11 protein-coding genes are annotated in these 23,637 nt (G+C 43.4%); 7 read left to right on the forward strand and 4 right to left on the reverse strand.

Annotated features, from left to right (window positions below; genetic code table 11):
- Positions 1-41 precede the first annotated feature (41 nt).
- The 4 genes from HGJ18_RS00315 to HGJ18_RS00330 all read left to right on the forward strand — a co-directional run bounded on the left by HGJ18_RS00315 (position 42) and on the right by HGJ18_RS00330 (position 4,714).
- On the forward strand, positions 42-1,814 hold the full coding sequence (locus HGJ18_RS00315; RefSeq protein ID WP_253697046.1) for a DNA repair helicase XPB: 1,773 nt from the start codon (positions 42-44) through the stop codon (positions 1,812-1,814).
- Positions 1,815-2,651: a 16S rRNA (uracil(1498)-N(3))-methyltransferase gene (locus tag HGJ18_RS00320; RefSeq protein WP_253697047.1), complete on the forward strand. Its 837-nt coding sequence runs from the start codon at positions 1,815-1,817 to the stop codon at positions 2,649-2,651. It abuts the gene before it with no gap.
- Positions 2,652-2,724: 73 nt separating this feature from the next.
- Positions 2,725-4,083, forward strand: a complete 1,359-nt coding sequence (gene mgtE / locus HGJ18_RS00325) for a magnesium transporter (protein WP_253697048.1) — start codon at positions 2,725-2,727, stop codon at positions 4,081-4,083.
- A gap of 4 nt (positions 4,084-4,087) precedes the next feature.
- Positions 4,088-4,714: a diacylglycerol/polyprenol kinase family protein gene (locus HGJ18_RS00330; RefSeq protein ID WP_253697049.1), complete on the forward strand. Its 627-nt coding sequence runs from the start codon at positions 4,088-4,090 to the stop codon at positions 4,712-4,714.
- A 19-nt stretch (positions 4,715-4,733) separates the two neighbouring features.
- Here HGJ18_RS00330 and HGJ18_RS00335 read toward each other — a convergent pair whose 3' ends face one another.
- On the reverse strand, positions 4,734-5,390 hold the full coding sequence (locus HGJ18_RS00335) for an HAD family hydrolase (protein ID WP_253697050.1): 657 nt from the start codon (positions 5,388-5,390) through the stop codon (positions 4,734-4,736).
- Positions 5,391-5,482: 92 nt separating this feature from the next.
- Between HGJ18_RS00335 and HGJ18_RS00340 the strand changes: the two genes are divergently transcribed.
- Positions 5,483-6,250, forward strand: a complete 768-nt coding sequence (locus HGJ18_RS00340) for a TrmH family RNA methyltransferase (protein ID WP_253697051.1) — start codon at positions 5,483-5,485, stop codon at positions 6,248-6,250.
- Here the strand turns inward: HGJ18_RS00340 and HGJ18_RS00345 are convergent.
- Both HGJ18_RS00345 and HGJ18_RS00350 read right to left on the reverse strand, forming a co-directional pair.
- Positions 6,222-6,749, reverse strand: coding sequence for a TDE2712 family protein (locus tag HGJ18_RS00345; protein WP_002676187.1), 528 nt, complete (start codon positions 6,747-6,749; stop codon positions 6,222-6,224). The genes HGJ18_RS00340 and HGJ18_RS00345 overlap by 29 nt on opposite strands.
- Before the next feature lie 66 nt (positions 6,750-6,815).
- Positions 6,816-8,180 (reverse strand): MATE family efflux transporter, encoded by a 1,365-nt coding sequence (locus HGJ18_RS00350; protein ID WP_253697052.1) that lies wholly within the window; start codon positions 8,178-8,180, stop codon positions 6,816-6,818.
- 215 nt (positions 8,181-8,395) lie between these two features.
- On the opposite strand from HGJ18_RS00350, the gene HGJ18_RS00355 reads away from it, so the two are divergent.
- Entirely contained in the window at positions 8,396-13,063 is a 4,668-nt protein-coding gene (locus HGJ18_RS00355; protein WP_253697053.1) for an Ig-like domain-containing protein, read from the forward strand.
- 4 nt (positions 13,064-13,067) lie between these two features.
- Here the strand turns inward: HGJ18_RS00355 and HGJ18_RS00360 are convergent, their stop codons facing one another.
- Entirely contained in the window at positions 13,068-14,315 is a 1,248-nt protein-coding gene (locus HGJ18_RS00360; protein ID WP_253697054.1) for a PcfB family protein, read from the reverse strand.
- 222 nt (positions 14,316-14,537) lie between these two features.
- On the opposite strand from HGJ18_RS00360, the gene HGJ18_RS00365 reads away from it, so the two are divergent.
- Positions 14,538-23,621, forward strand: a complete 9,084-nt coding sequence (locus tag HGJ18_RS00365) for an Ig-like domain-containing protein (RefSeq protein ID WP_253697055.1) — start codon at positions 14,538-14,540, stop codon at positions 23,619-23,621.
- The last annotated feature ends 16 nt before the right edge of the window (positions 23,622-23,637 follow it).

The following is a 23,637-nucleotide window of genomic DNA, read 5'->3' on the forward strand; positions in this document are numbered from 1 at the left end:
TAACTTGAACTGTCCCCTCTAAAAGTGTATAATGTCAGGCTATGCAAGAATCTAAGCCGCTTATAATTCAAGGAGACCGCTCCATTCTTTTGGATATTCACGACCCGGAAGCCAATGAGGCTCGCTTTGCTCTTATTCCCTTTGCGGAGCTTGAAAAGTCGCCTGAACATCTTCACACTTACAGGCTGACTCCCCTCTCGCTTTGGAATGCGGCAGGTGTCGGGCTTTCAGCCGATTCTATTATGAAAACCCTCACGGGTTTTTCCCGCTTTAAGGTTCCCGACTCTATCTTGGTTTGGATGAAAGAGACGATGGGCCGCTACGGTAAAATAAAGCTCCTCCCCATTGAAAAGCCTCAAGAAGAAAAAAATGGAATTGAGAATAAGACCGATATTGAAGAGAGCGGCGAAAATCAAGCCGGCGGAATAAATCTCGAAACTCCCGATGCGGAATTTTTGCGACTTAAGCCTGAAAATGCTCTTATTTTTAAGGAATTAAAAAGCAGCAAGATTCTTTTAAAATATTTAATAGAAGACCCCGATGAGGAAAACTCCTTTTTGATTTCCCTTTTAAACAGGGGAACCGTAAAACAGGCTCTTTTAAAACAGGGCTGGCCCGTGCAAGATGAGGTACCCCTCCGCGACGGAGAGCCCTTGGATATTTCCTTAAAAGAAAAAACTTCAAGCGGTGCCGAATTTGAAATCAGGGATTATCAGCGGGATGCCGCCTCTTCCTTTGTCGGCGATAAGTCGGCAGGAACCGGCTTCGGCACAATTGTTCTTCCCTGCGGCTCGGGAAAAACCATAGTCGGAATGCTTACGATGAGCCTTCTTAAAACAAGTACCCTTATTCTAACTCCCAATGTAGCTGCCGTTTATCAGTGGAGACGGGAACTTTTGGATAAGACAAACATAAAAGATGAAGATATAGGCTTATACACGGGCGAGGTAAAGGAGATAAGGCCTGTTACGATAGCGACTTATCAGGTGCTTACTTGGAGGCCCAACACCGATGCGGCCTTCCCTCATTTTAAGATTTTTAGGGAAAGAGCATGGGGGCTTATCATCTATGATGAGGTTCACCTATTACCGGCTCCGGTTTTTAGAATTACGGCAGAGCTTCAAGTTATAAGAAGGCTTGGGCTTACTGCTACCCTTGTGAGAGAGGACGGCTGTGAGGGCGATGTGTTCAGCCTTGTCGGGCCTAAGCGCTTTGATGTGCCGTGGAAGGACCTTGAGCAAAAGGGCTGGATAGCAAAAGCTTATTGTACCGAAATCAGGGTAAACATTGCTCCTTCAAAAGAGATAGAGTACGCAGTGGGTACCACTCGCGAAAAACACCGCATCGCAAGCGAAAACCCTGCAAAGCTCGAAATAGTAAAAAAACTTTTGACCAAGCACAAGGAAAATCAAATTCTTATAATCGGGCAGTACTTGTCCCAGCTCGAAACGATTGCAAAAGAAATAAATGCCCCCCTGATCACGGGAAAAAATACAAATGCCGAGCGGGAGCTTTTGTATGATTCATTTAGAAAGGGAGAGATAAACGTTTTGGTGGTTTCTAAGGTTGCAAATTTCGCGATTGATTTGCCTGATGCTTCCGTGGCTATTCAGGTTTCGGGCGTTTTCGGAAGCCGGCAAGAAGAGGCTCAGCGTTTGGGACGAATCTTGAGACCTAAAGAATGTGATTCCCATTTTTACAGCATTGTAACCCGCCAAACTATAGAAGAGGGCTTTGCCGAAAAACGTCAAAAGTTTTTAGCCGAGCAGGGTTACGACTACTCGATTCTTACCGAAGCCGAATTGGATAAATAAATGAATATTGTTTTGTTTTCGGATGACGATTGTATAAATCCCGATTGTATAAACGGCGGCTGTGTTTTTTACAAAAACGATAAAAGCATAAACAACTGCTTTGTCTTTTATAAAGATGATGAACGCTATCTTCACATAAAAAAGATTCTGCACTTAAAAGAAGGTGATGTTTTTAAGGCCGGAATCATAAACGGAAAAATAGGCGAAGCTCTTATCTATCACCTTTCAGAAGAAAAAATCCTTTTTTCTTTTTGCCCGAATAAGCCCGATAAAAACTTAGATAACACAGCTGCCGGTAAAATTGAGAGTGAAACTCTGCCCCTTCCGCCCATAAAAATAATTCTGGGCTTTCCCCGCCCCATTCAGTTGAGGCGTATCCTTCGGGATGCGGCAAGTTTGGGCTTTGCCGAAATCGTACTATGCGGTACGGAATTGGGAGAGCGTTCCTATTTAAAATCGAATCTTTCAAGCCCCGAAGAAATAAAAAAATATCTTTTAGACGGTATCTCGCAAGCCGGCCAGACCTTGCTGCCGGCCTTTTCTTTTTGTAATTCGGTAAAAGAAGTCTTAAAAGATTTAAAGGCCGCCTCGTTCAAAGGCAGCAAGGTACTCCTCGACATAGGCGATTTTCCCTCCCTTTCAACATTTAGAATGACAAAGGGTGAAAGCATTCTTATTGCAATCGGAAGCGAGAGAGGGTGGACTCAAAACGAAAGGGATACTTTTTTTTCCGAAGGTTTTATTTCTTATTCTATGGGAAAGCGCATCTTGCGCACCGAAACAGCCCTTACTTCCGCCTTGTCCGTTCTTCTTGCAAACAACGGTTTTTGGGAATAGGGTCATCTTCCGCCCCTATATTTTTTCTTAAAAATATGATATACTCCCCAAAATATCGTTCGGAGGGTATCTCATGGAATTGAAAGAAAACAAGTTTGAACAAATAAAATATTTATTATCCGAAAAACGGTATATTGAAGTACAGCGGACATTGGCCGAGTTAAACGAAGTCGATATAGCCGAATTCCTTGAAGCCGAGTCTGCACAAAATGCCATTCTTATGTTCCGAATGCTGCCTAAAAGCATGGCAGCCGAAGTTTTTACCCTTTTACCCACAGAACAGCAAAGCCGTTTTATAGCCGCCGCTACCGATAAGGAGCTTGTTTCAATATTGGATGAAATCTTCTTAGACGATATGGTAGACATTGTTGAAGAAATGCCCGCAAATGTCGTCAAAAAAATCCTAAAAAATACGGGCAAGGAAGAGCGGATGCTCATCAACCAATTTTTAAAATATCCCAAGGACTCGGCGGGAAGTCTTATGACCATAGAGTATGTAGGCTTAAAAAAAGGGATGACGGTAAAGCAGGCCCTTGACTATATCCGCAAGATAGGCTTGGAAAGTGAAACCATTTACACGTGTTATGTTACCGATAAGAATAGAGTCCTTGAAGGTTTTATTTCTCTTAAAGAATTGGTGCTTGCTGATGAGGATAAAAAGATTGAACAGATTTTTAATAGAGAGTATATATGTGTAAACACCCATGATGATCAGGAAAAGGTTGCCTTCACTTTTAAGAAATACGGCTTTTTGGCTCTCCCCGTTGTCGATAACGAAAACCGCCTCATCGGTATTATTACCGTCGACGACATAATGGATGTTATGGAGCAGGAGGCTACCGAAGACTTTCAGAGGATGGCCGCTATGCAGCCTAACGAAGAAACCTACCTTGAAACGGGAATCTTTAAACTTGCAAAACACCGAATAGGCTGGCTTCTTTTACTAATGGTATCCGAAACATTTACCGGAACTATAATCGAACGCTACACCCATTTGGTTGCCTCAATGACTATTTTGACCGCCTTTATTCCTATGTTGATGGACACAGGCGGTAATTCCGGCAGTCAATCTTCAACCTTGATTATCCGAGGTTTGGCTACGGGAGAAATCGACTTAAAGGATTGGAAAAAGGTTTTTTTTAAGGAGTTGGGCATTGCCGTGTTGGTGGGCTTTACCTTAGGCCTTTTCAGTTTTTTAAAATCGGTCTTCCTTGGGGGGAGAAATCCTATGATAGCCCTTACTGTGGGTGCAACCCTCGTTGCAACCGTAACTGTAGCAAAGATTACCGGCGGGCTTCTCCCCATTATGGCAAAAAAATTAAAACTCGATCCTGCAATTATGGCCGGCCCCCTGATTACAACTATTGTAGATACCGTAAGTTTGATTATCTATTTTAAGATAGCTTCAGTTTTGTGTGCAGGAATGTTTTAAGCCTATGAGTTTTTTAAGAAATCTGCGGTATAAAAAACTTTCTCAAAATGCAAGGGTCGAAGATTTGATAAAGGAAACCTTCCGCAAAACTATTCATCTTTGTGCAGCCCTTGTTCCTCTCTTTGCAAGATATTTTTTTTATCCCACAGTTATAGCCTTATCCATAATAACATGTCTTTATACAGTCTTTGAAATTCTAAGATTAAAAGGTTATCAAATTTTTATGGTTTCAAGCATTACGGGCTTTGCTGCACGAGAGAGGGATAGGGGAAAATTTGTGCTGGGCCCCGTAACTCTTTCGATAGGCGTTATAAGCACGCTTCTTATTTTCCCGTTTAGGGAAGCAAGTATAGGGATTATGGCACTGGCCCTAGGCGATGGTCTTGCAAGCCTTGTCGGAAAATTTTGGGGAAGACAGCACCTAAATATTTCCAAGGATAAAACCATAGCGGGAAGTATAGCCTGCTTTATGGCAGTTTTTATTTCTACCATTGCAATAAGCAGGAGTTTTATAAAAAGCTTTTTTATCGCAGCCATTGCAGCAGGAACGGAAGCTCTGCCCTTAAAAGACTTTGATAATATACTGATACCGCTTGTCTGTGCAGGGGCTGCCTTAATATTGGGTGCCTGAGGCAGAGGCTATATAAATGTTAGCCTAAGGCTATTTTTAGGATTTCTTCAGGACTTGAGATTATTGCATCAGCTCCGGCTTGTTCCAATTCAGGGCGTTTTCTAAAACCCCATAAAACACCGATTGTAAAAAGGCCGGCATTTTTTCCGGTTTGAACATCCGTTGCCGTGTCTCCTATATAAAGAAAATCTTTTTTTTCGAGCTTGAGCATTTTTAAAATTTCGTAGACACCTGCAGGGTCAGGTTTTAGAGCGACGGAGTCCCGGGCACCTAGGATACACGAAAAAGTGTTTTCGCCGAAGATTGTCTTAACAACCTTTTCTGTTGTGGAATGAGGCTTATTTGAAAGCACATTGACCGAAATCCCGTTTTTTATTAAATCCGCTAAAAGCTTTTTAATTCCCGGATAGGCCTCGCACAGATAAACGGGATCGGCATCATAGGCTGCATTATATTCCGTAAGAATTTTTTCTTCTAAGGCCTTATCGTTTTTTCCTGCACGTTCAAGAACTCTTTGCACAAGTTTTCTTGCTCCGTTGCCTGTTAAGATTTTAAATTCTTCCGCATCTACAGGCGGTATACCGTATTTTGCCGTTTCAGCATTTAAAAAATGAGCTATCGAATAAAGGGAGTTGGTTAAGGTCCCATCCAAATCAAAAATACATGCTTTTTTCATAAGGCCTCTATTCTAACAAAAATCAAAAATCTATTCAAGCTAAAGTTAAAAGTCTACTTCCCTATGTTCTGCTTTTTGTGTATGATAAGCCCATGGGTAAAAAATTTGAAAAAGAATTGCCGGTTTGCGGCTTTGAAAGCTGTCTTGCTTTGGCAAAACATCATCCCGAAAAAATCTCCCGTTTGTTTTTTTCGGAAAAAAGAGCAAAGCAATTCGGCGAGGTTTGTAAGTATTTGGCTTCCAATAAAAGGTTATATAGAATAGTTTCCGATGATGAATTGGAAAAGCTCTCGGAATCGGTACATCATCAGGGCGTAACTGCGATGATCTTTGAGCCTGAAATTCCTGTTTTAGAGCATGAAGAAATAAACCTTTGGGCTCAAAATAAAGAACACGTTTTAATGCTCGATGAAATAGGAAATGCAAACAATTTGGGAGCAATAATAAGAAGCGCCGCTTTTTTCGGTATAGAAAATATAGTTTTAACAAAAGAAGATAAACAGGCCTCGATTACGACCTCGGCTTATAGGGTCGCGCAGGGCGGAATGGAATTTGTAAAAATCTTTAAGGTTTCATCGACGGCTTGGTTTTTGCGCCAGTGCCGAGGACGGCTTACCTGTATAGGCACGGACTTAAGAGCCCACCACGAAATAGCCGACTTTGGAAGATTAGTCGAAAAAGATGAGGCTTGTGTAATTGTCTTAGGAAATGAAGAGAGGGGAATAAGCGAAGAAGCTAAAAAGCTTTGTGCCCACCTTGTAAAAATAAAGGGAAGCGGCAATGTGGAAAGCTTAAATGTCGCCCAAGCCGCAACCCTTTTTTGCCATAGTCTTAGTGCAACAAACCCTCGATCTTTTTAATTACATATTCTTTTAAGGGGAGACCCGCAATCTTAATGTCTTTCGGGTCTTCATAATTCGGAATAAGTTTGAAAAAGTTAATATAAATTTTATTTCCTTTAATATAAAATTCTTCTGCATGGGCAGGAATGAAGATGAGCTCGATCTCATCGAATTTTGTCGAGGCCTTGTATTTTTCCGTAAGCTCTGCAAGGTTTAAGGTTTTAATCGGAGCCATCATATTGTGCATAGTCTGTAAGTCTTCCAAAATCCACATATTGTTATTCCAAAAGCGGCTTTCGCTCAAGGTGCGGTTGTTCAGTTTTTCCCTATTGGAAATTGCAGACATAACCCTGCGGACGGAATCTTTCGAAAAGTCGTCATTGTAAACGACTTCCATCTGAGGCTTTTCTGCTATACTCATAAAGTAATCGTCTCCCATCTTATCCTTTGAGGCTACGCTTTCCCAAAAGAAAATCATCATTTCCAAAACGTCAAAATCAATCTTTATATTTTTCATAAAGAGACCTCCATATTTTTTAACCGCTTAGAGTTTACACCTATTGCCGTTTTTTTTCAATGAGGCCTATTTTTTAATTCCCGAAACCCACTTTGTGTTCAATATCAAGATAATTGCAACAAGGCCGGCAGTGATGTTTGAAAAAAGGTTTCCCCAATATATCGAATAGTAGGAGAGATATCTTTCGGTTGCAAGAATGAAAATATAACGTAAAAGCCAAATTCGCAAAATTCCAAGCATAAGAGGAATCTTTGTTTTGCCGAGACCTATAAAGGCTCCTTGAACTGTCATACAGACGCCGAAACCTATGACCGAGTAGGTATAAATATGCAGGGCTGCAACGGCAATGTCGCCGATTTCGGGTATTTCCGGCTTAAACATCGATACGAGATAGGCGGAAGAAGGCACGATAATGGCAATCAGCACCGCTCCGCTTATAGCACTTGTAATACAGCCTAAAAGACAGGCTCTTTTTGCTTTTTTAGGATTTCCGGAACCTATGTTCATGCTGACCATAGTTGTAACGGCAGCACTAAAACATCCGGGGATATTAAAACAAATTGTCGAAATATTGCTTGCGATACTTTGTCCGTTTAAAATAACGGCTCCGTATGGTTCCATTTCGTTATTTATAAGAAAAAAGCCGAGAAAAACAAAGGCATAATTAAGCATTGCAGGGAAACCTACATGCAAGAGCTCTTTGAGAGTCGGAGAAGAAAACTTAAAATTTTTTAAACTAAGTTTATCGGGGCTCTTTTTTAAAAAGAGATCATAGAACATCCACGCTGCTACTACGAGGTTGGCTAAAAGAGAAGCTAGTACGCAGCCGTCTATTTTCATTCTCAAAAGATATAAAAATATAAAGTTTCCGATTATTTTGATTATAAGCATTATAATCATCCTAAAAAAAGGAGCTTCAGGTTTGCCGTTTGCATTTTTTATACCGTTGTATATGGATTCCATGAAGCTGAGAGGCATTACCAAGCAATAAAGAGAAATATACCTAAAAACCAAGGGGGCTATTTCGCTTTTGAGTGTATAGCTTATTATTGTTCCTATTATAAACAGGAGAGGAATTGAAACCAATCCCAACAAAAAAGCAAATACGAAAATTTGTGTTGCCGTTTTTCTACTCTCATCAATATCACCTCGTCCGTTAAGCTGCCCGATAATTGCCGTAGCTCCAACGCTTAAGCCCTGTCCAAGTGCTAAGACAATGGATATAATGGGTTGAGAAAAACTTACTGCACTGGCTGTTACATGGTCCGTAAGCCTGTTTATAAAAAGACCATCCGTAAAGGGCATCATAGCCTGCAGCATAGCCATCATTAGAGCCGGTAAAGAAAGAATGATTAGGGTTTTGAGAGGTGAAGCGGTTAAAATAAGCTCGCGCCTTTGTGCTGTGGTTTGTCCTAAAAATTTAAGCTTCATATTCTTTATATTTTACCCTATTATTTAAAAATAGGGAAGATGTATAATAAAAATATTAAAAATTACTTGATATTATTGACATTTTGTGTGTATATTGTGTTGTAGATATATCCATTTTTATCATTTTTTTAGTTTAATCTAGATATATTAAAGATTTAAGCTGTTTTAGCCGATAATTTATCGGTTAAATTGCCGAATTAGTTTAGGAGTATTTAATGAAAAAAATAACAATTTATTTATTGATTATGTTTAGTGCCGTGAGTCTGCTATATGCAGGAGGTTCAAAAGATATAGATAGTGTACAGATGACCAATAAAGAAAGTTGGCAGCAATCTATAGATATATCCGGAAAGAAAAAAGGAAAATATAATGTATTGATAAAGGCTGTAGATATAGCCGGTAATGAGGGCTATGTAGGGCCTTTTAATATGTATATAGACCCTAATTCCGACTTACCGATAGTAAACATAAGTCATCCTAAAAGTGAAGCTGTAGTAGTCGGAAATATAAACGTAATAGGAACATGTGTAGATGATGACGCTGTAGACTATGTAGAGTTACGTATAGACGGCGGAGAAAATATCTACCGAGCCAAGGGTAAAGAATTTTGGTCATATTATATAAACACGGAAAATTTTGAAGAAGGAACGCACACGATAGAAGCTTGGGGTGTAGATATTAACGGTGTAAAGGGAAAGTCCGTAAAAAGCAGCTTTTACATAAACCGCTTATCGCCAATAACTTCAATAGAAAATAAGAGTGTAGGAGAGCTTGTTTCAGGTAAGATAACAATTGACGGAACAGTAGAAGACGGAAACGGTATAGAAAGGCTGCTGTATTCATTGAACAATGGAGAGAATTTTGAAGAAATAAAATTATCCTATAACAAAAAAACAAAGCAGTCAAATTTTTCGTTAAAACTAAATACAAAAACAATAGAAGACGGGCCTAAGGTAATTTGGTTTAAAGCAATAGATAAGCAAGGAATGATCGGCATTCACACATTTTTATTGTTTATAGATAATACGGCTCCTTTAGTAGAGTTTATATATCCCGAGGGGGATAACCCGACGGAACCTGTATTTTCCGTAGCAGGAAAGGCTACGGATTTAGTTGGTTTATCAAGTTTATCTTGGAAGTGTAACAACGAAAGCGGTGAATTTGAACTTACCCCCGGAAATAATTATTGGATAAAAGAGTTTGATGTTGGTAAGACCGGCGCTAAGACTGCCGTTGTCGAAATAACAGCAAAAGATATAGCAGGAAACATAGTAAGGGCAAAAAAGACATTTTATATAGATCAAAATAAGGGAAAGCCTGTAATCGAAATGTTAAGCCCTGTGCTTGATGGAAAATTTTCAGAAGATGTCTATATCGCAGGAGCAATCTATGACTTATATGGTGCGAATGAGGTAAGGTACAGAATAGACAAGGGTGAAGAAAAGGCGATAGATGCTTTTGGTGCAGGATTTTCTGTTATAGAACGAGGATTGAGCGAAGGAGCTCATACATTGACTATCTATGCAGTGAATAAAAAAGGTATTAAAGGAGATCCTTTAACCGTAAAGTTTAATGTAGAAGGAAAGGCTCCTGTAATTTCTTTTGACAACGGAGAAACTATCATACCAGTATATACTGCACAAACAAAGAGCTCGACTTCAGTGAATGTAAAAGCAGCTTCCGGTTTAAAGTATTTAAGTGCAGGTTTTAATGGAGAAGAAGAATCCGTTTTACCTGTAAAAACAGGTCAAGCCGATTATGTGATAAAAACAAATATAAGCGGAAAATCGGCGCCGGGTATATATACTGTCTCTGTTACTGCGACAGATATGAACGATAAGATCAGTAAGCAGACTTTAATTATTCGAGTTGTAAGTGCATCGGGATCAGGCGGCGAAGAAAATTTTGTATGGTCTAAAGTTAATGTAAACGAGAATAATCAAATAGTCTTATTAGACGATAAACCACTGACAGGTGTTTATCAGCCTAAGGATGGAATGGTAATAGAAAATGTAGAAGTAATAGGCTCTAAGAACATTGAAGCTGAAAGGGAAGGCGAGTTAATAAGATTAAGAGTAAAAGATGAAGGCATATATAAAGGAATCGGCGTAAAGATAACGGACAGTGAGGGCGGCGTTTTTACAAGTCCTTTAGTAGATATTCTTTTTGATAAGACCGCACCTAAAGTCAGTCTTGACATGAATGAAGAAGCATCTTTTGTAACAACTTCTATAAACTTAAAAGGCAAGGCTGAGGACTTGGTTGGAATTACAAAAGTTGAATATAGCTTAGGAAGCGGATCCCCTTATGTGAAATTATCTAATTCATTTAACGAGAAGATAAATATAAGCGGACAGGCAGACGGCCCCATTGTTGTTACAGTAAAGGCAACGGATATAGCCGGAAGGGAAAGCTATGAAAGACGAGTATTTTATAAGGACAACGAAGCCCCTGAGGTTGTTATGGTGCTACCTGAGGCCGGAGGAAAAGTAAACGGTTCAATATACGCAGCTTTTAAGGTAAGCGATAGGTTTGCCGGAGTAAAGCCGGAGTATAAAGGCGCAAGCAAGGGTGCTGAATGGCAGAGTTTTGAATACGGTTCCTTACCTAATCTTATAATAGGCAGTGCAAAAGAGCCTTTAAGTAAGAACATGCTGTTTAAGTTTACCGACCCTGCCGGGAATTCACGAAGTTTTAACAGTTATAATTTTGAGATAGACAATAGTGAAGATGCCCCAAGGGTAGATTTACATTTACCGGATGAAAATGAGATTATAACGAGCGACTTTGAAATATCCGGTATGGTATATGATGACGATGAAGCGGCCAAGATCTACTACAAAATAGATAAGGGCTCTTATAAGTCGATGGATATAAAAAACAGCTTTTCTATACCTATCTTGTTAAGCGAGCTTACGGATAATGAACATGAAATAACCATGTATGCCGAAGATATTTACGGAGTAACAAGCCAACCCGTAACCAGAAAGATAAGAGTGTCTTTAGAAGTACCTCAGGTTGGAGTGTCTTATCCTCTAATAACAGACACGGTGCAAGGGGTAGGTGTAATATCGGGTAGTGCATTGGATAAAAACGGAATCAAAAAGGTTGAACTGTCGTTTGATAACGGGGTAACGTATAACCTTGCAGAAGGCGGGGAAAAATGGCAGTACCGAATAAACACCCATATAATAAATGACGGAACTCATGTAGTTTTTGTAAAGGCAACGGATAATTATGAGCAGGTATGTTTATATTCTACATCAATTAATATAGACAATACGCCTCCTGCATTAAAACTGGAATATCCGCTGGCGGGATCCAAATTGGATAACAATCTTTTTGTGTCGGGACATGTATATGATAATATTTCTCTTGAAGGAGTAATGCTAAAAATAAAGAGCCTTGATGGAAAGGCTGTGCCTCAAAAATTATCCGAGATAAAACTTGAAAAAGATATAATCCTTTCAAAAGATATAGATATAAGCTCATTGCCTGAAGGAAGGTATAATCTTGAAATAAGCGGAGTAGATAAGGCAAATAATACTAATGAAGTCTCTGTCAATTTTGATGTTTATAGAAAAAAGGATAGAAACAGGTTAGAACTGCTATATCCTCTAAACGGCGAGACGGTAAGAGGTGAGTTCAATATATATGGAAGGCTGATAGTAGATAATGCTGTAGAAGAAGCCGCTTTATATATAGACGGAAAAGAAGTTGAAAGGAGCTCTGTATCTAAAACAGGCTATGTTTGTTTTAAGATAAACAGTGAAAAGCTTGTAAATGGAGAACATAGTCTTGAGTTAAGGGCAAACCGTGCAGGTGTCGGTCCGCTTAATTCTGAGGTACATAAGATAAATTATACGGCAGAAGGACCTTGGATTACCATAGACAACTTTGCGATGGGAGACTTTGCGATAGAAAGACCTTACCTTAGAGGAAGAGCCGGTTATACGGTATCCGAAGAAGAAAAGGCTCTGGTATCTTCAAAGGGGGCTACATCTGAGGATAAAAGAGCATTTAAGGCAAAGCGCATTAAGTATGTAGAAATCAGTTTTGATAACGGAAAAACCTTTACTCCGGTTAAGTCGGCTGCTAATTGGAAGTATAGACTTGAGACAGATGATATGGCTCAAGGAAATCACTTTTTATTGTTAAGAGCCGTTATGGAGAATAAAGAAACAGCGGTTTGCAGGACAATAATAAATATAGATAAGACGGCTCCAAAAGTAACATTGATATCGCCCGGAGAAGGAGGCCGATACAACGGAGCGATAGAGTTTAGCGGCTTATCTTCTGATGATATAGAGCTGTCTAGTGTAGAAGCTCTTTTAAGGAAGGGAGATAAGAACAGTTATGGAGTACCTACATTTATTCAAGGCTTACATGTAGAAGTCGCTTTTTGGGGCGCAACGTTGTGGAACATAGGTATAGGATTGAGCTTTTTTGATGATAACGTAAAACTACAGTTGCATTACGGGCAGCTTACACAAAATCAATTTGATACTTTTTACAAAACTAAAAATATATCGCAACGCCGTTACGGCGGACACGTAGGTTCATTAAAGCTTTTGGCGAACGTTTTTGAACTGCCGTTCGGCTATTATTTTGGCCCCGATTGGCAGTGGCTGTATTTGAATGTTGCTCTCGGGGCTCAGTTTTCACTGTTCAGCGAAACTCAAAGCGGAAAACCGCAAGTGCTTTCTGCAGGCTTGTTTCAGTTAGAATTCCCGCGTGTAAAACTGTATAAGCGAAAATACTTCAGTTCGTTTTCTTTCTTTACCGAAGGACAGCTGTGGTTTATTCCGACGGACATAAATTCAGCGTCGATAAGATCAATTATGCCGCACCTGTCCTTTGGTGCCCGTATGAATATATTCTGATGTTTTAATCGGCGTTTTCCATATATGTGCGTATTTCTTCCGCGAGGGCGGCTATTTGTGCCTGTGTTGCAAATGCCGCCTGTCCCAATTCCTGTATAGGTCCGTCCGTACACGATGCTGCCCAAAACCGCACGTCATCAGCCTGTACATCATGGGCTTCCGCGCGGCTCGACGCAGGTGCAAGCTTTGTATTCTGAGAGAGAAGTGTTTGGACATCCGTATGGGCGAGTTGTTCAAGCATGGAAATCTGCGATGCATTGTTCTTGAATGCCATACCTACAATGGCGGGAGCTATGAGTGCGTGCCGTGCTGCATTTCCTTGCGGAAACTGTACGGCATCATAGTATTTAATCAGGATGAGCGGTTTTACACGATGTTCGGAGAGGGGCATAAAAATTGCGCCGAGGCGATGTTCTTCCATATAATTTTCGATATCTTTTTCCGTAACATTGTACCAGTGCGGATGAATAAGCCCTTCGTGCTGCCATCGCTTAATTGTTCCGAGGACGGAAGAAAAAGATATGCCGTTTCCGAGCGGTACATTGAGCAGGCCGGATAAGCCGTTTGTACTTGCCGCCGCTTTGATGAGGTCAGTATAGCCTTCGCTTCCTGCAAGCGATTCCGTAATAGCGCTTACAAAAGCTGTCAGCGTTGCATCCGTTTTTCCGGCGCAGATGAGCGGATAATCGGCATAGGCTTTGATGGTCTGCAAATATGATTCAAGGCCGGCAAACGTTTCAGGCAGAGCGAGAGCTGCTTCGTTTCTATACGTGCGGTAACAGGCAAGTTCATAGTGGTCAAGCAGCAGCGGAAGCATTTTGTATGTGTTATTCACTTTTCCCGCCTTCCTGACGGATGCCGGAAAAAGATTGTACACGCTTTCGGGAATCGGCACGGATTTTTGTGCTGCATCCGATGCAAATCTTCCGTTCAAGGTAAAAAGCAAATCGTATTTTTTTGCGATCCGTTTTATATCCCGTATGTCCTTTTCCGTTAGCCTGACAGTCCGTATCTGCGAGTAGTTTTTTTTCAGTATTTCGTTATCCGGGCTTTCAAGTACGCCGCCGATCGCGTTTGTAATACTTTCGGAAATTCCGTAATACGCAACATCCAGCCGCCTGTTATCGTTATATCGCACTACACCGAAAATACCGGCTGCGGCGGCAATCAGTACCAATATAACGGAGATAAGCACTATTTTGCAAAGCGTTTGCGGACGTTTTTTGACGTCCTTCGATTTCTTTTCTTTCATAAAAATACTATAGCACATTTTCGGATTCATTCCAAGCGAAAAAGCTGAAATAATAATCTTAACTTTTTATTGAAATTCATTTGGAATTTTTATTTTTTGTATTATATTATATATCACGGAAAATAGATGTTTTAGAAAATTAATCCGAATCGGATTAATTAAACTTATCACGGAATTCTGCCGATAACAGTATGGTAGAATTGTCTTTACAAGGAGACTAATATGAATTTTTTAAGCAGAAAATCAAAAATTTCAAAATATTCAAAAAAGTACGGATTATTAATTACAGTACCTCTTATTGCGGCGGTATGTATACTGTCGTTCTTTTCATGCGAGGTCGGACTGGGCGCATCAGTGGATACGGCGCCTCCGTCAAATGCTATTACTTATCCTCCCAAAAATGCCGTTGTGAGGGATACCTTTGTCATTGCAGGAACATGCAGCGACGACACAAGCGTGGCATCCGTTACGGTAAGTATAAGAAATACCGGCACGAATACCTCATACGGCCCGTTTCATGCTGATTTGGCAGGCAATAAAAAATCTTGGTCGATCAGGCTCAACAAAGAAAAGCAAGACGTACCGAATCGTCCGTATGCGGGCTGGGATTATCCTGACGGAAACTACAGCGTTACCGCATATGCGACCGACGCTTCGGGTAGAAACTCCGATGTAACGGCAAGTTCTTTTACCATTGATAATACGCCGCCGATTCTTATTTTGACATCTCCTTCATCATACGGTACTACTTTTACGCCTGATAAATCGGGACGGACGATTTCGCTAACAGGCAACTATGCGGAAGATACCGGCAATAAAATCGCCGAAATGAAAGCGTGTTTTTTTAAAAAAGCTGACGGTTCGAAAATCGGCGAGATAACGCTTACAGGCATCGATCATATGGCGGAGAACAACAAATACGTTATTGCAAAGTATTCTAAAAATCCTACAACACAAGAAGACATAAAACTCCTTGAGAACTATAAAACGATATTCGGTGAAACCAATTTTAATGATTATACAAACAACGGTACGGCAAACGATGAACTCGTGTATATGACGCTGCTTCTTTCCGACGGAGCGCGTGTGTACGACGACCCTGCCAATCCAAATGGAACGGGTAATGGGAACGAAACGACGCACTACTACCTTAACACGGACGATTTCAGCACTACATTCATGAAAGACGATGCTCAATATGCGATGAGTGTCGCTGAACTCAAAGATTTTCTCAACGGCAAGTTGACAAAATATGACGCACACGTTTCGGATATTACAACAGCTTTGAACGGAGCAACATCCGCCGAATACAACGCTACGGAAACGACACTTGCCGACACGACAAAAGCGACGACGCTGTCGATAAATCCGAAAGCGAACCCGACGTTTTCTGTGGCAGGCTATGAGAAGGCTCCCCCGGGTTCGTCAGCATATAATTCGAACGGCTTCCTTTACTGTACGGATGGAGTCCCGTTCAATATCACTATTTCATCAGGACCCGACAACGTACCGATACAGTATACGGGCGACAAGGTTACGATTTACGCCGTTCCGGCCGATACGGACGGCAATTATAGTAGCAGTCATCCGTTGCCTGCCAACTGGACAACATCCACGGAACCGCCTTCTTCCCTTCCCGCAGGATGGGTTAAAATAGCGAACATTACAGGACAATCGAATAAAGCGGCGTATACAATGACGGCAAAGCCTGTCGCGCCGGAAACGTCTTACGGTTTATCACCTAACACGCTCTACCGGTTTGCCGTATGGGGCAGAGACATAAACGGCATAGCGATAGAAGACGAAATTGGCGGTCCGTACGTGTGTGTCGTAAAACCAACGGGTAATGTGCCGGAAATCAAAAACTTTAAAGCGGAAGTGAACACTTCACCTGCCGTGAACGTCGGCGGAAAGTATGTGAACAAGGCGATGGCGGGCAACACGCTTACGGTAACGGCAAAAGTTTCCGACGGTGTTTCGCTTGGTCTCACCGATGCCGCGATTCAGGCAAATATAACTGCGAAGGCAAAGCGAGGCGTGACTGACTACACCGCCTCCGACTTGACGATTACAAAAACCCCGTCCTCGGACAAAAAATCGGCCGACGTAAAATTCGAGCTTACGATTCCTTCGGATGATACAAAAGACGGAAAATGGACGTTTACTTTATCGGCAAAAAATAAAGACGGAGTTTCCTCCGATACACAGTCGATTGAGTTAACGATCGATATGACAGAACCTACATGGAAAACTGACGGTACGCCAGGCAAATTGCCGTATATTGATCCGACGCAGGCGGATAACTGGTACAACACAACAGCACTGAAGGTAAAAGCGTTCGCCGAAGACGGCGGAAGCGGTATAGATAAACTGCAATATAAATTGAGCAACTCATCCAATTGGAATGATGTCGGCAACGGCAATTTTGCATTTTCATGTGACAGCTCATTGAACGGAACTCTTACCGTGTCGGCGCTGGATAAGGCGGGAAACAAAGCTGAACAGGTAATTAGGGTAAAAATCGATACGGTGCCTCCCAATACCTGTGCGCTTACCGGAGTGGACGGCGGTGCGGCCGTTGACGTAAAACTTATAAACAATACTACTACCGGCGTAACATTTACGTTTACGGCAAGCGATGTGACCGGAGGAAGCAGGTTAAAGTCCGCCGAAGTCGTTAAAATCGGAAATACAGTACTGTCTACGGCCATTGCGTCGACGGAAAGCGGCGGTACATATACGGCGTCCATTCCGCAGGCGAGTCTTGCGGACGGTGCCGTAACGGTACGCCTTACGGACAATGCGGGAAATACGGCGGACTTTCCGCTCTTTACCTTGGTGAAGGATATTACACCGCCGACCGTCAAAATCAATACGCCGTCAGCAAGCGCGACGGTAAATAAAACGATCACCGTTTCGGGAACCGCGTTCGACAGCAGGGAAATCGCAGACAAAGTCGAAGTGCTTATTAAAACAGCCGCATCGGGTGCGAGTGAATGGACAAAATACAATGCAGAACCGCCGATTACGGACGGTATTTGGACATTTACACTCGACACGAATAACACCTCAGTGCCGACGGCGGGCGGCATCGGTACCTACGATTCTGACGGCACGGCGAACGGCAGACAGCTGACGTTTAAGATTACGGCAAAAGACGCCGCCGGAAACGTAGGCGCTGAAGAAAGAACCATAACCGTCGACCAAAATGCCGACCGGCCTGTTATTAGATTTACGAACCTGTCTCTTACCGGTATGACGGCTACAAACCCCGTCTGGTTTAAAGGCGCCGATACGATTTACGGAAGCATCACCGACGACGACGGAGAGGTACAATCATTTAAATACTTCATCGGTGATAACAGCCCCAACGATTTAGACTGGACGGATATTCCGATTTCGGGCGGATCGTGGAATTTAACGCTTCCCGACGGCCCTGCAAAGATATGGTTTAAAGTTACGGATGCAAAAGCCGGCGAATTTATTTCGGTGACGACGGCGTCAACAAACGCTCCGAAACTTACTGACGGTACGGATACGTTCGGCGAAGGAGCGCATCCGGATTCAAAGCTCTATCTTAAAGTGGATACGCACGCACCTGAAATGCGGAACGTGCAGATAAGCAGGAACGGCACGGATTGGTCGTCTGATTTTGAAAAAGTCAACGGGAAAGATCTGTTGCTCGGCGGTAAAACCGATTCCGGTGATCCTGCCAAAGGCGGCTCTGAAAAATTCTACATCAAGTTTGAGGCAAAGGATGCAAACGGTATAGACGAAGGCAATTTATTCGTTAAAGTATCCAATCTTTGGGATAACGGAACAAAGGTCCCGGAGCACACATACACGACGGCTGCCTCCGGCACGGGTAAAACTCATATCAACGTTACTTCCGGTTCGACGACGGCAGACGGATGGACACTGTACACATTCGACGCTATTCCGTGTACTACGGGAAGCGGTACCATGCAGCTGGACATTGTTGCAACCGACACGGCAGGCAACAAGTTTCCGATCTCTCGTAATGCAAAGGTTGACAATACGGCACCGGAGGTCAAATTCTCAAGTCCTACAACCGAGACAGGTTCGGGAATATCTCCGACAAAAGGCACCACGCGTGTGGCAGGCGAAATCGACGACAGTACGGCAAAGGTGTGGTTTGCCGTATCCGTGAGCGAAACGGTTTCTCCCGACAGCGACACCGCTTCGAATAATATGTACAAATATAGTAATGTGGACGGTACACAGCACGATGGAACGATTTCGTCTTTTGATCCGGACAAAACCGCGTATAAAGATGTAAAGGATATTTCATCGCGCTGGTACATTATGTTTGACGACGACATGGATACTGCGGCAACGGGTATGCACAGCTGGACGCTGAACAAGTGGCTCATTCATCTCGGCATTACAACGCAGAACGAGATTGATGGTATTCCGCCCGCCGTTAGATACGAGAAAATAACCAGACTCTATGTATGGATAAAAGCAACCGATGCACACGGCAATACGAAAGAATATAAGTTCCCGATATGGCACGATCCGCAAGGCGATCGCCCGTCTGTAACAATAGACTATCCTGCGAACAACGCAAAACTCGGCGGAACCGTCCGCCTTGCAGGAAACGCTACGGACAATAACAATCCGACCGCGGTATTCGTGCAGATACTTTCAGGCGATGCACAGATAGCGGCGGGAGCTCCGACAGCAGCAGAACTTACCAATTTGAAAAACAAAGGCTATGATATACGCCTCATGAGCGGAAGCGGAAGCGGTGGTGCCGCGTGGACAGGTGCGCCCGCTTCCGGTAAAACGGTGGCCGACTACGGTATTGTAGCTACGCTCACCGGCGGCAGCTGGAGCTTACCGATAAACGGCAACGGGGAGTTCAATCCGTCCGGCGATACTCCTAACAAGGTTAAAATTACCGCCTACGCATATGACGCTTCGCATAACAAGAGTTTGCCGAAAAGCGTTAACGTTACGTTCGATAAAAACAATCCCGTATTCGGAAGCATACAGCTCGTTAAATCGACTAATGAAAATCTCTCGACGGCTAACAGTGCGCAGCAAACTACCGCTTCAGGCGCTACTTACAGCGTTAAAGACACGTGGTATATTTACGGCAGCGTAACCGACGCCGACACGATAAAAAAACTGACGATAAAAGACAGCAGTACGACACATACGCTTATAACCGGCGGTACTGCATCTTCGAGCTCAGGCTTGTGGAATGTAACGAACACGGGCAACACGGCGACATTCAAATACAAACTTGATACCGCGAGCGGTGTAGGCGAATGCCCGATCGAAATCGAAGCGTATGATGCAACAACGCAGGAATACAACTCAAAGTATACCCTTACGATAAAATACGATAATAAAGCGCCGGTATTGCTTATGCCTTCCGAAACGGGCTACAATATCAAAGCGGACATTTCGCAGTCCGACAGCTTCTATACGTTCGGCTCAAAGGTAAAGGAAGATGCCGTTGGCGGCAAAGCACAAAGCGGCTTTAAGCGCCTCGCATTCTTTTTTATGCGCCGTATCGGCGGCAACTTTGTCTACGATCCGATGCTCGTAAAGACCGACCCGAAAAATAAACTCACTATCGGTGGTAACATCTCCTACGATTCGGGACTCTACTGGAAAGAATACAGCGGCGTATCGTGGAACAGCAGTACCCCCGAATTATTAACACTTTCTTCCAAGGACGAAAACGTGCATACGGGCGGTCTTGTGCAAGTAAATGGTGCCATATACCGCATACAATCGGTAACCGCTTCGGGCATAACGCTCGATACGGCACTTGCCGCAAATCCGGGTGCAACGGTAAAAGTTGCGCTTGCGCTCGTTGTGGATCACCTCAGTGCGGAAGGCGGTGTGTCATCCCTTGAAGCGGACGGTTATTATTCCCCCGCTCACTTGATCAACGATGACGGCGACCGCATGATCGAATCGGTTTCGAAAAGCGGTACCGAATGGACATGGGAAGCAAGTATTTGCTCGAGGAATATTCCCGACGGTCCGATAGAACTGCACTATGTAGCATTCGACGAAGCGGGCAACTACAGCGTGGGCGTTGTCGGTAACGTTGATTATACCACTTTCCAAGGTTACAGCACGGATGACAAATCTGACCCGCATCTTCAAGTAAGCGCGTACGCGTATGATAGCGCAAAACCGGCCTTTGTCAGCAACAACCGTCCGCGCATTGCAGGCGTTACGTTCGGAACCGACTACAACGGTAACGGAACAATCGATGCCGGTGAAAAGATTACGGCGTACCGCGCACCTAAAACAAAGTCTGAGTATGATGCGGATAACGGCGATAACGTACCGGGTATAAAATCGCTTACGGGATTTACCGGGGCAGGAACCGCCCCGAGCGACAAAGCGGTATACGACTTGAGCAGAATGCAGTATAAATATCCTTCCCGCAAAGCGGTAGAGCTTGCAACCGATTTAACGCTCGATTTAACGGCCGATATGACTGTCAGAGGCTACACGGAAATCACGCCCGAAATCGTCGGCGGTAACGGTGCGATTTACTATCAGTATAACCTGCCCGGAATCGGAGAAGGCGTAAATAAGACTGCGTTTATAAGTTCGGGTACAACCGACTATACGATAGCTGAAGGTACGATAGCACTGCAATTAGGCGATATTCTCAAATTAAGCGATCCGGCAGAAAGTACAAAGGATCTTGCATTTACGTTCTGGGATTCGACGGAAGGTGCTGCGGCAATTACAACAGCCGGCTGGCAAACGGGCAGACAAAAGGCGGCCTTAAACGTAAAAATGAAGTTTGCAGGTAAAACGCCGGCTACGCCGACATCGAAGATACAGCCGTTCTACTGGAATAGCGAAAGCGATAACAGTCTGTACGATAACAGTAAAGACAACGGACACCTCGAAGTTGAAAGCGGGTTACCCGCAGCCTTTAGCAGCAATACCGGCGTTATGGACGGAGATCCGAAAGTGTCGGGACAAATCGTTATGCGTGGTTCGGCACATGACGACCGCTTTATCGAAGGGCTGTATATAAGCGTGCCGGGCATGGAAAGCGTCTTTACAAGCGCTGGGCTTACTGTAACGAAACAGGTTGATTCCGTTACGTATTACAGGATAGCAAACAATGTAAGCGGAACGCTGACTGGTACGGACAAGTGGAGCAGTAACGGTTTTAAATTTGAATGTCCGACAGCCGGCCAAACGATCGGCAAAGGCGGGCACGATGTAAACTGGACATTCTCGTGGGATACGTCAAAGATAACCGGTGTTGCAAAAGCCGACGTCGAAGTGCGTGTGCTTGCGTACAACAAGGGTACTCCGACCTGTGCCTCTGCATCCACGGGTGCTCTGAGTGTTGACGGAACAACGCATTATGCAGCGGCAACATACGACACTCCCATAGGCAGCGCTCCCGATACAACGCAGACAAAGGACGGTGCGCTCACAAACCGCTACCGCATGGACGTGGTGCCGTATATTACCGGACTTACAACCGGACTTTCCAAACTCGGCGGAACAAATGCTCCCGACTTATATGCGCGAACGGCACTGGGGCACTATCCCGTTGAAGATAAAGAAACGATTACCGTACACGGGTTTAATCTTGCCGGCGCTGCTTGTACGGTCGGCGGTGTCAACTCCGGAAATCTTACGCCTGTTACGGGTAAGGTAAATGTGTGGAAATTGACCCTTTCTGCTAACGCAAAAAGCGGTGAGCTTGTAGCTACAGTGAACAGTATTTCCGCAATCAACAATAAAAACAACAACGATAAGCCGTACAACAGGAGAACAAAAATCGCAAACAACGATAAGCTTACCGACGATGTAGAGCTGGATGTATGGCAGTTTAATAGTAAGGCGGCTCAGCCTCACCGAGGTGTTATAACGGAACCGGTTATGCGTATCAATCCTTCAAACGGTATTATCGGATTTGCCTTTGCAAACGGCCCCGATTATTTCAGTATGAGTAAAGGAACCGGCAATTCATATACAAAATGGCATCAAAACTATGACGACTTCGGTAATGTCGATTTTGTCTATGACAAGGCAGGAACTGCACACGGTGTGGTGGCAGGACGTGACATAAACTCCAGTGCAAATCACGCCGGAAAGTTTACATACCTTACCAGCAAGTGGGGACCTGCTTCATCTCTTTCCGATGCAAATAACTATGGAGTTAAGCCTGGTATCCAGCATAATGCGTTACGGCTTGAAGCAATAGGACAAATCGGCGATATGAATGGTTCAGGAGGTAATATTCTTGATAAAACCAGAATTCAGCACCCGTCGCTTGCAGCGGCAGGATCAGGCAGTCCCCGGCTCTACCTTGCGTACTACGATAGTCTCAATGATCAGATACGTTTTAAAGCCGGAACACTGACTTCAAATTATAAAGCTGACTTCGGTCAGTTTAAAGATCAGGAAACTGCTTCTGCGATAACACCATACAATCAGGCTAATGTCGGCATTGTTGCAGGAAAGTATAAGAACGGCAGTGCAACCACCGATAGCGGAAATAATCCAGGTACCTACCTTTCGCTCGGAGTTGTAGAGGGGTCTAATGCGGCAAACGATACGGCGGTCTTAATCTGGTTTGATGAAACAAGCCAAAAGCTTAAGTATACCTATAAAAAGAATCCTCAAATTGCCAATCATGCTTCTCAAAGCGGTAACGGTAACGGAACTTGGAGCGTTCCTGTGGATGTTTTCGATAAGATGAATGTGGGTGAATACTGTAAAATAGCAGTAGATAAAAATGGAGGTATACACATTGCAGCCTTCGACTCGGATGCGGCAGATTTAAAGTACGCGTATCTTTCAAGCTATTCGGATACGTCATTTAAACGGTCTACAGTTGACTCTTACGGTATAACGGGAACATATATCAGCTTGGATGTTGCATATACGGAAAATGGTGCCAACGGCAAACCCGTACCTTATATCGGCTATTATTCGGCTTCTGCCGGACGGTCCAAACTTGCCTATCTTGTAGACACGGCAACAGGCGTATCCGGCTCTGCTGAGGGTACCGATGACAGCGGTTACTTTACCGGCAAGTGGGAAATTTCGGTTGTGCCGACTGCCAGCCGCGTCCAGCAGGACAATATCAATGTCGGTGTATGGAAAACTAACACTGCAACTGACTCCGGAGTTATAAAGGCTTCTGTAACCGGCAATAGCAATTCGGACACTAACAACGGCACGGTGTATGGCAACGGTACTGCAAATCCCGTACTCGGTTATGCGATAAAGCAATCGATGAACGGGTATATCGAAACCGCGCAAAAGAAGTAGATTTTTTAAGATAAAA

It is taken from the genome of Treponema denticola, assembly GCF_024181405.1.
Lineage (GTDB): Bacteria > Spirochaetota > Spirochaetia > Treponematales > Treponemataceae > Treponema_B > Treponema_B denticola_D.

Coding starts and splice junctions, on each gene's coding strand:
- HGJ18_RS00350 (WP_253697052.1), bottom strand. CDS start 8,180: ATGAAGCTTAAATTTTTAGGACAAACCACAGCACAAAGGCGCGAGCTT.
- HGJ18_RS00315 (WP_253697046.1), top strand. CDS start 42: ATGCAAGAATCTAAGCCGCTTATAATTCAAGGAGACCGCTCCATTCTT.
- HGJ18_RS00360 (WP_253697054.1), bottom strand. CDS start 14,315: ATGAAAGAAAAGAAATCGAAGGACGTCAAAAAACGTCCGCAAACGCTT.
- HGJ18_RS00365 (WP_253697055.1), top strand. CDS start 14,538: ATGAATTTTTTAAGCAGAAAATCAAAAATTTCAAAATATTCAAAAAAG.
- mgtE (WP_253697048.1), top strand. CDS start 2,725: ATGGAATTGAAAGAAAACAAGTTTGAACAAATAAAATATTTATTATCC.
- HGJ18_RS00340 (WP_253697051.1), top strand. CDS start 5,483: ATGGGTAAAAAATTTGAAAAAGAATTGCCGGTTTGCGGCTTTGAAAGC.
- HGJ18_RS00345 (WP_002676187.1), bottom strand. CDS start 6,749: ATGAAAAATATAAAGATTGATTTTGACGTTTTGGAAATGATGATTTTC.
- HGJ18_RS00355 (WP_253697053.1), top strand. CDS start 8,396: ATGAAAAAAATAACAATTTATTTATTGATTATGTTTAGTGCCGTGAGT.
- HGJ18_RS00320 (WP_253697047.1), top strand. CDS start 1,815: ATGAATATTGTTTTGTTTTCGGATGACGATTGTATAAATCCCGATTGT.
- HGJ18_RS00335 (WP_253697050.1), bottom strand. CDS start 5,390: ATGAAAAAAGCATGTATTTTTGATTTGGATGGGACCTTAACCAACTCC.
- HGJ18_RS00330 (WP_253697049.1), top strand. CDS start 4,088: ATGAGTTTTTTAAGAAATCTGCGGTATAAAAAACTTTCTCAAAATGCA.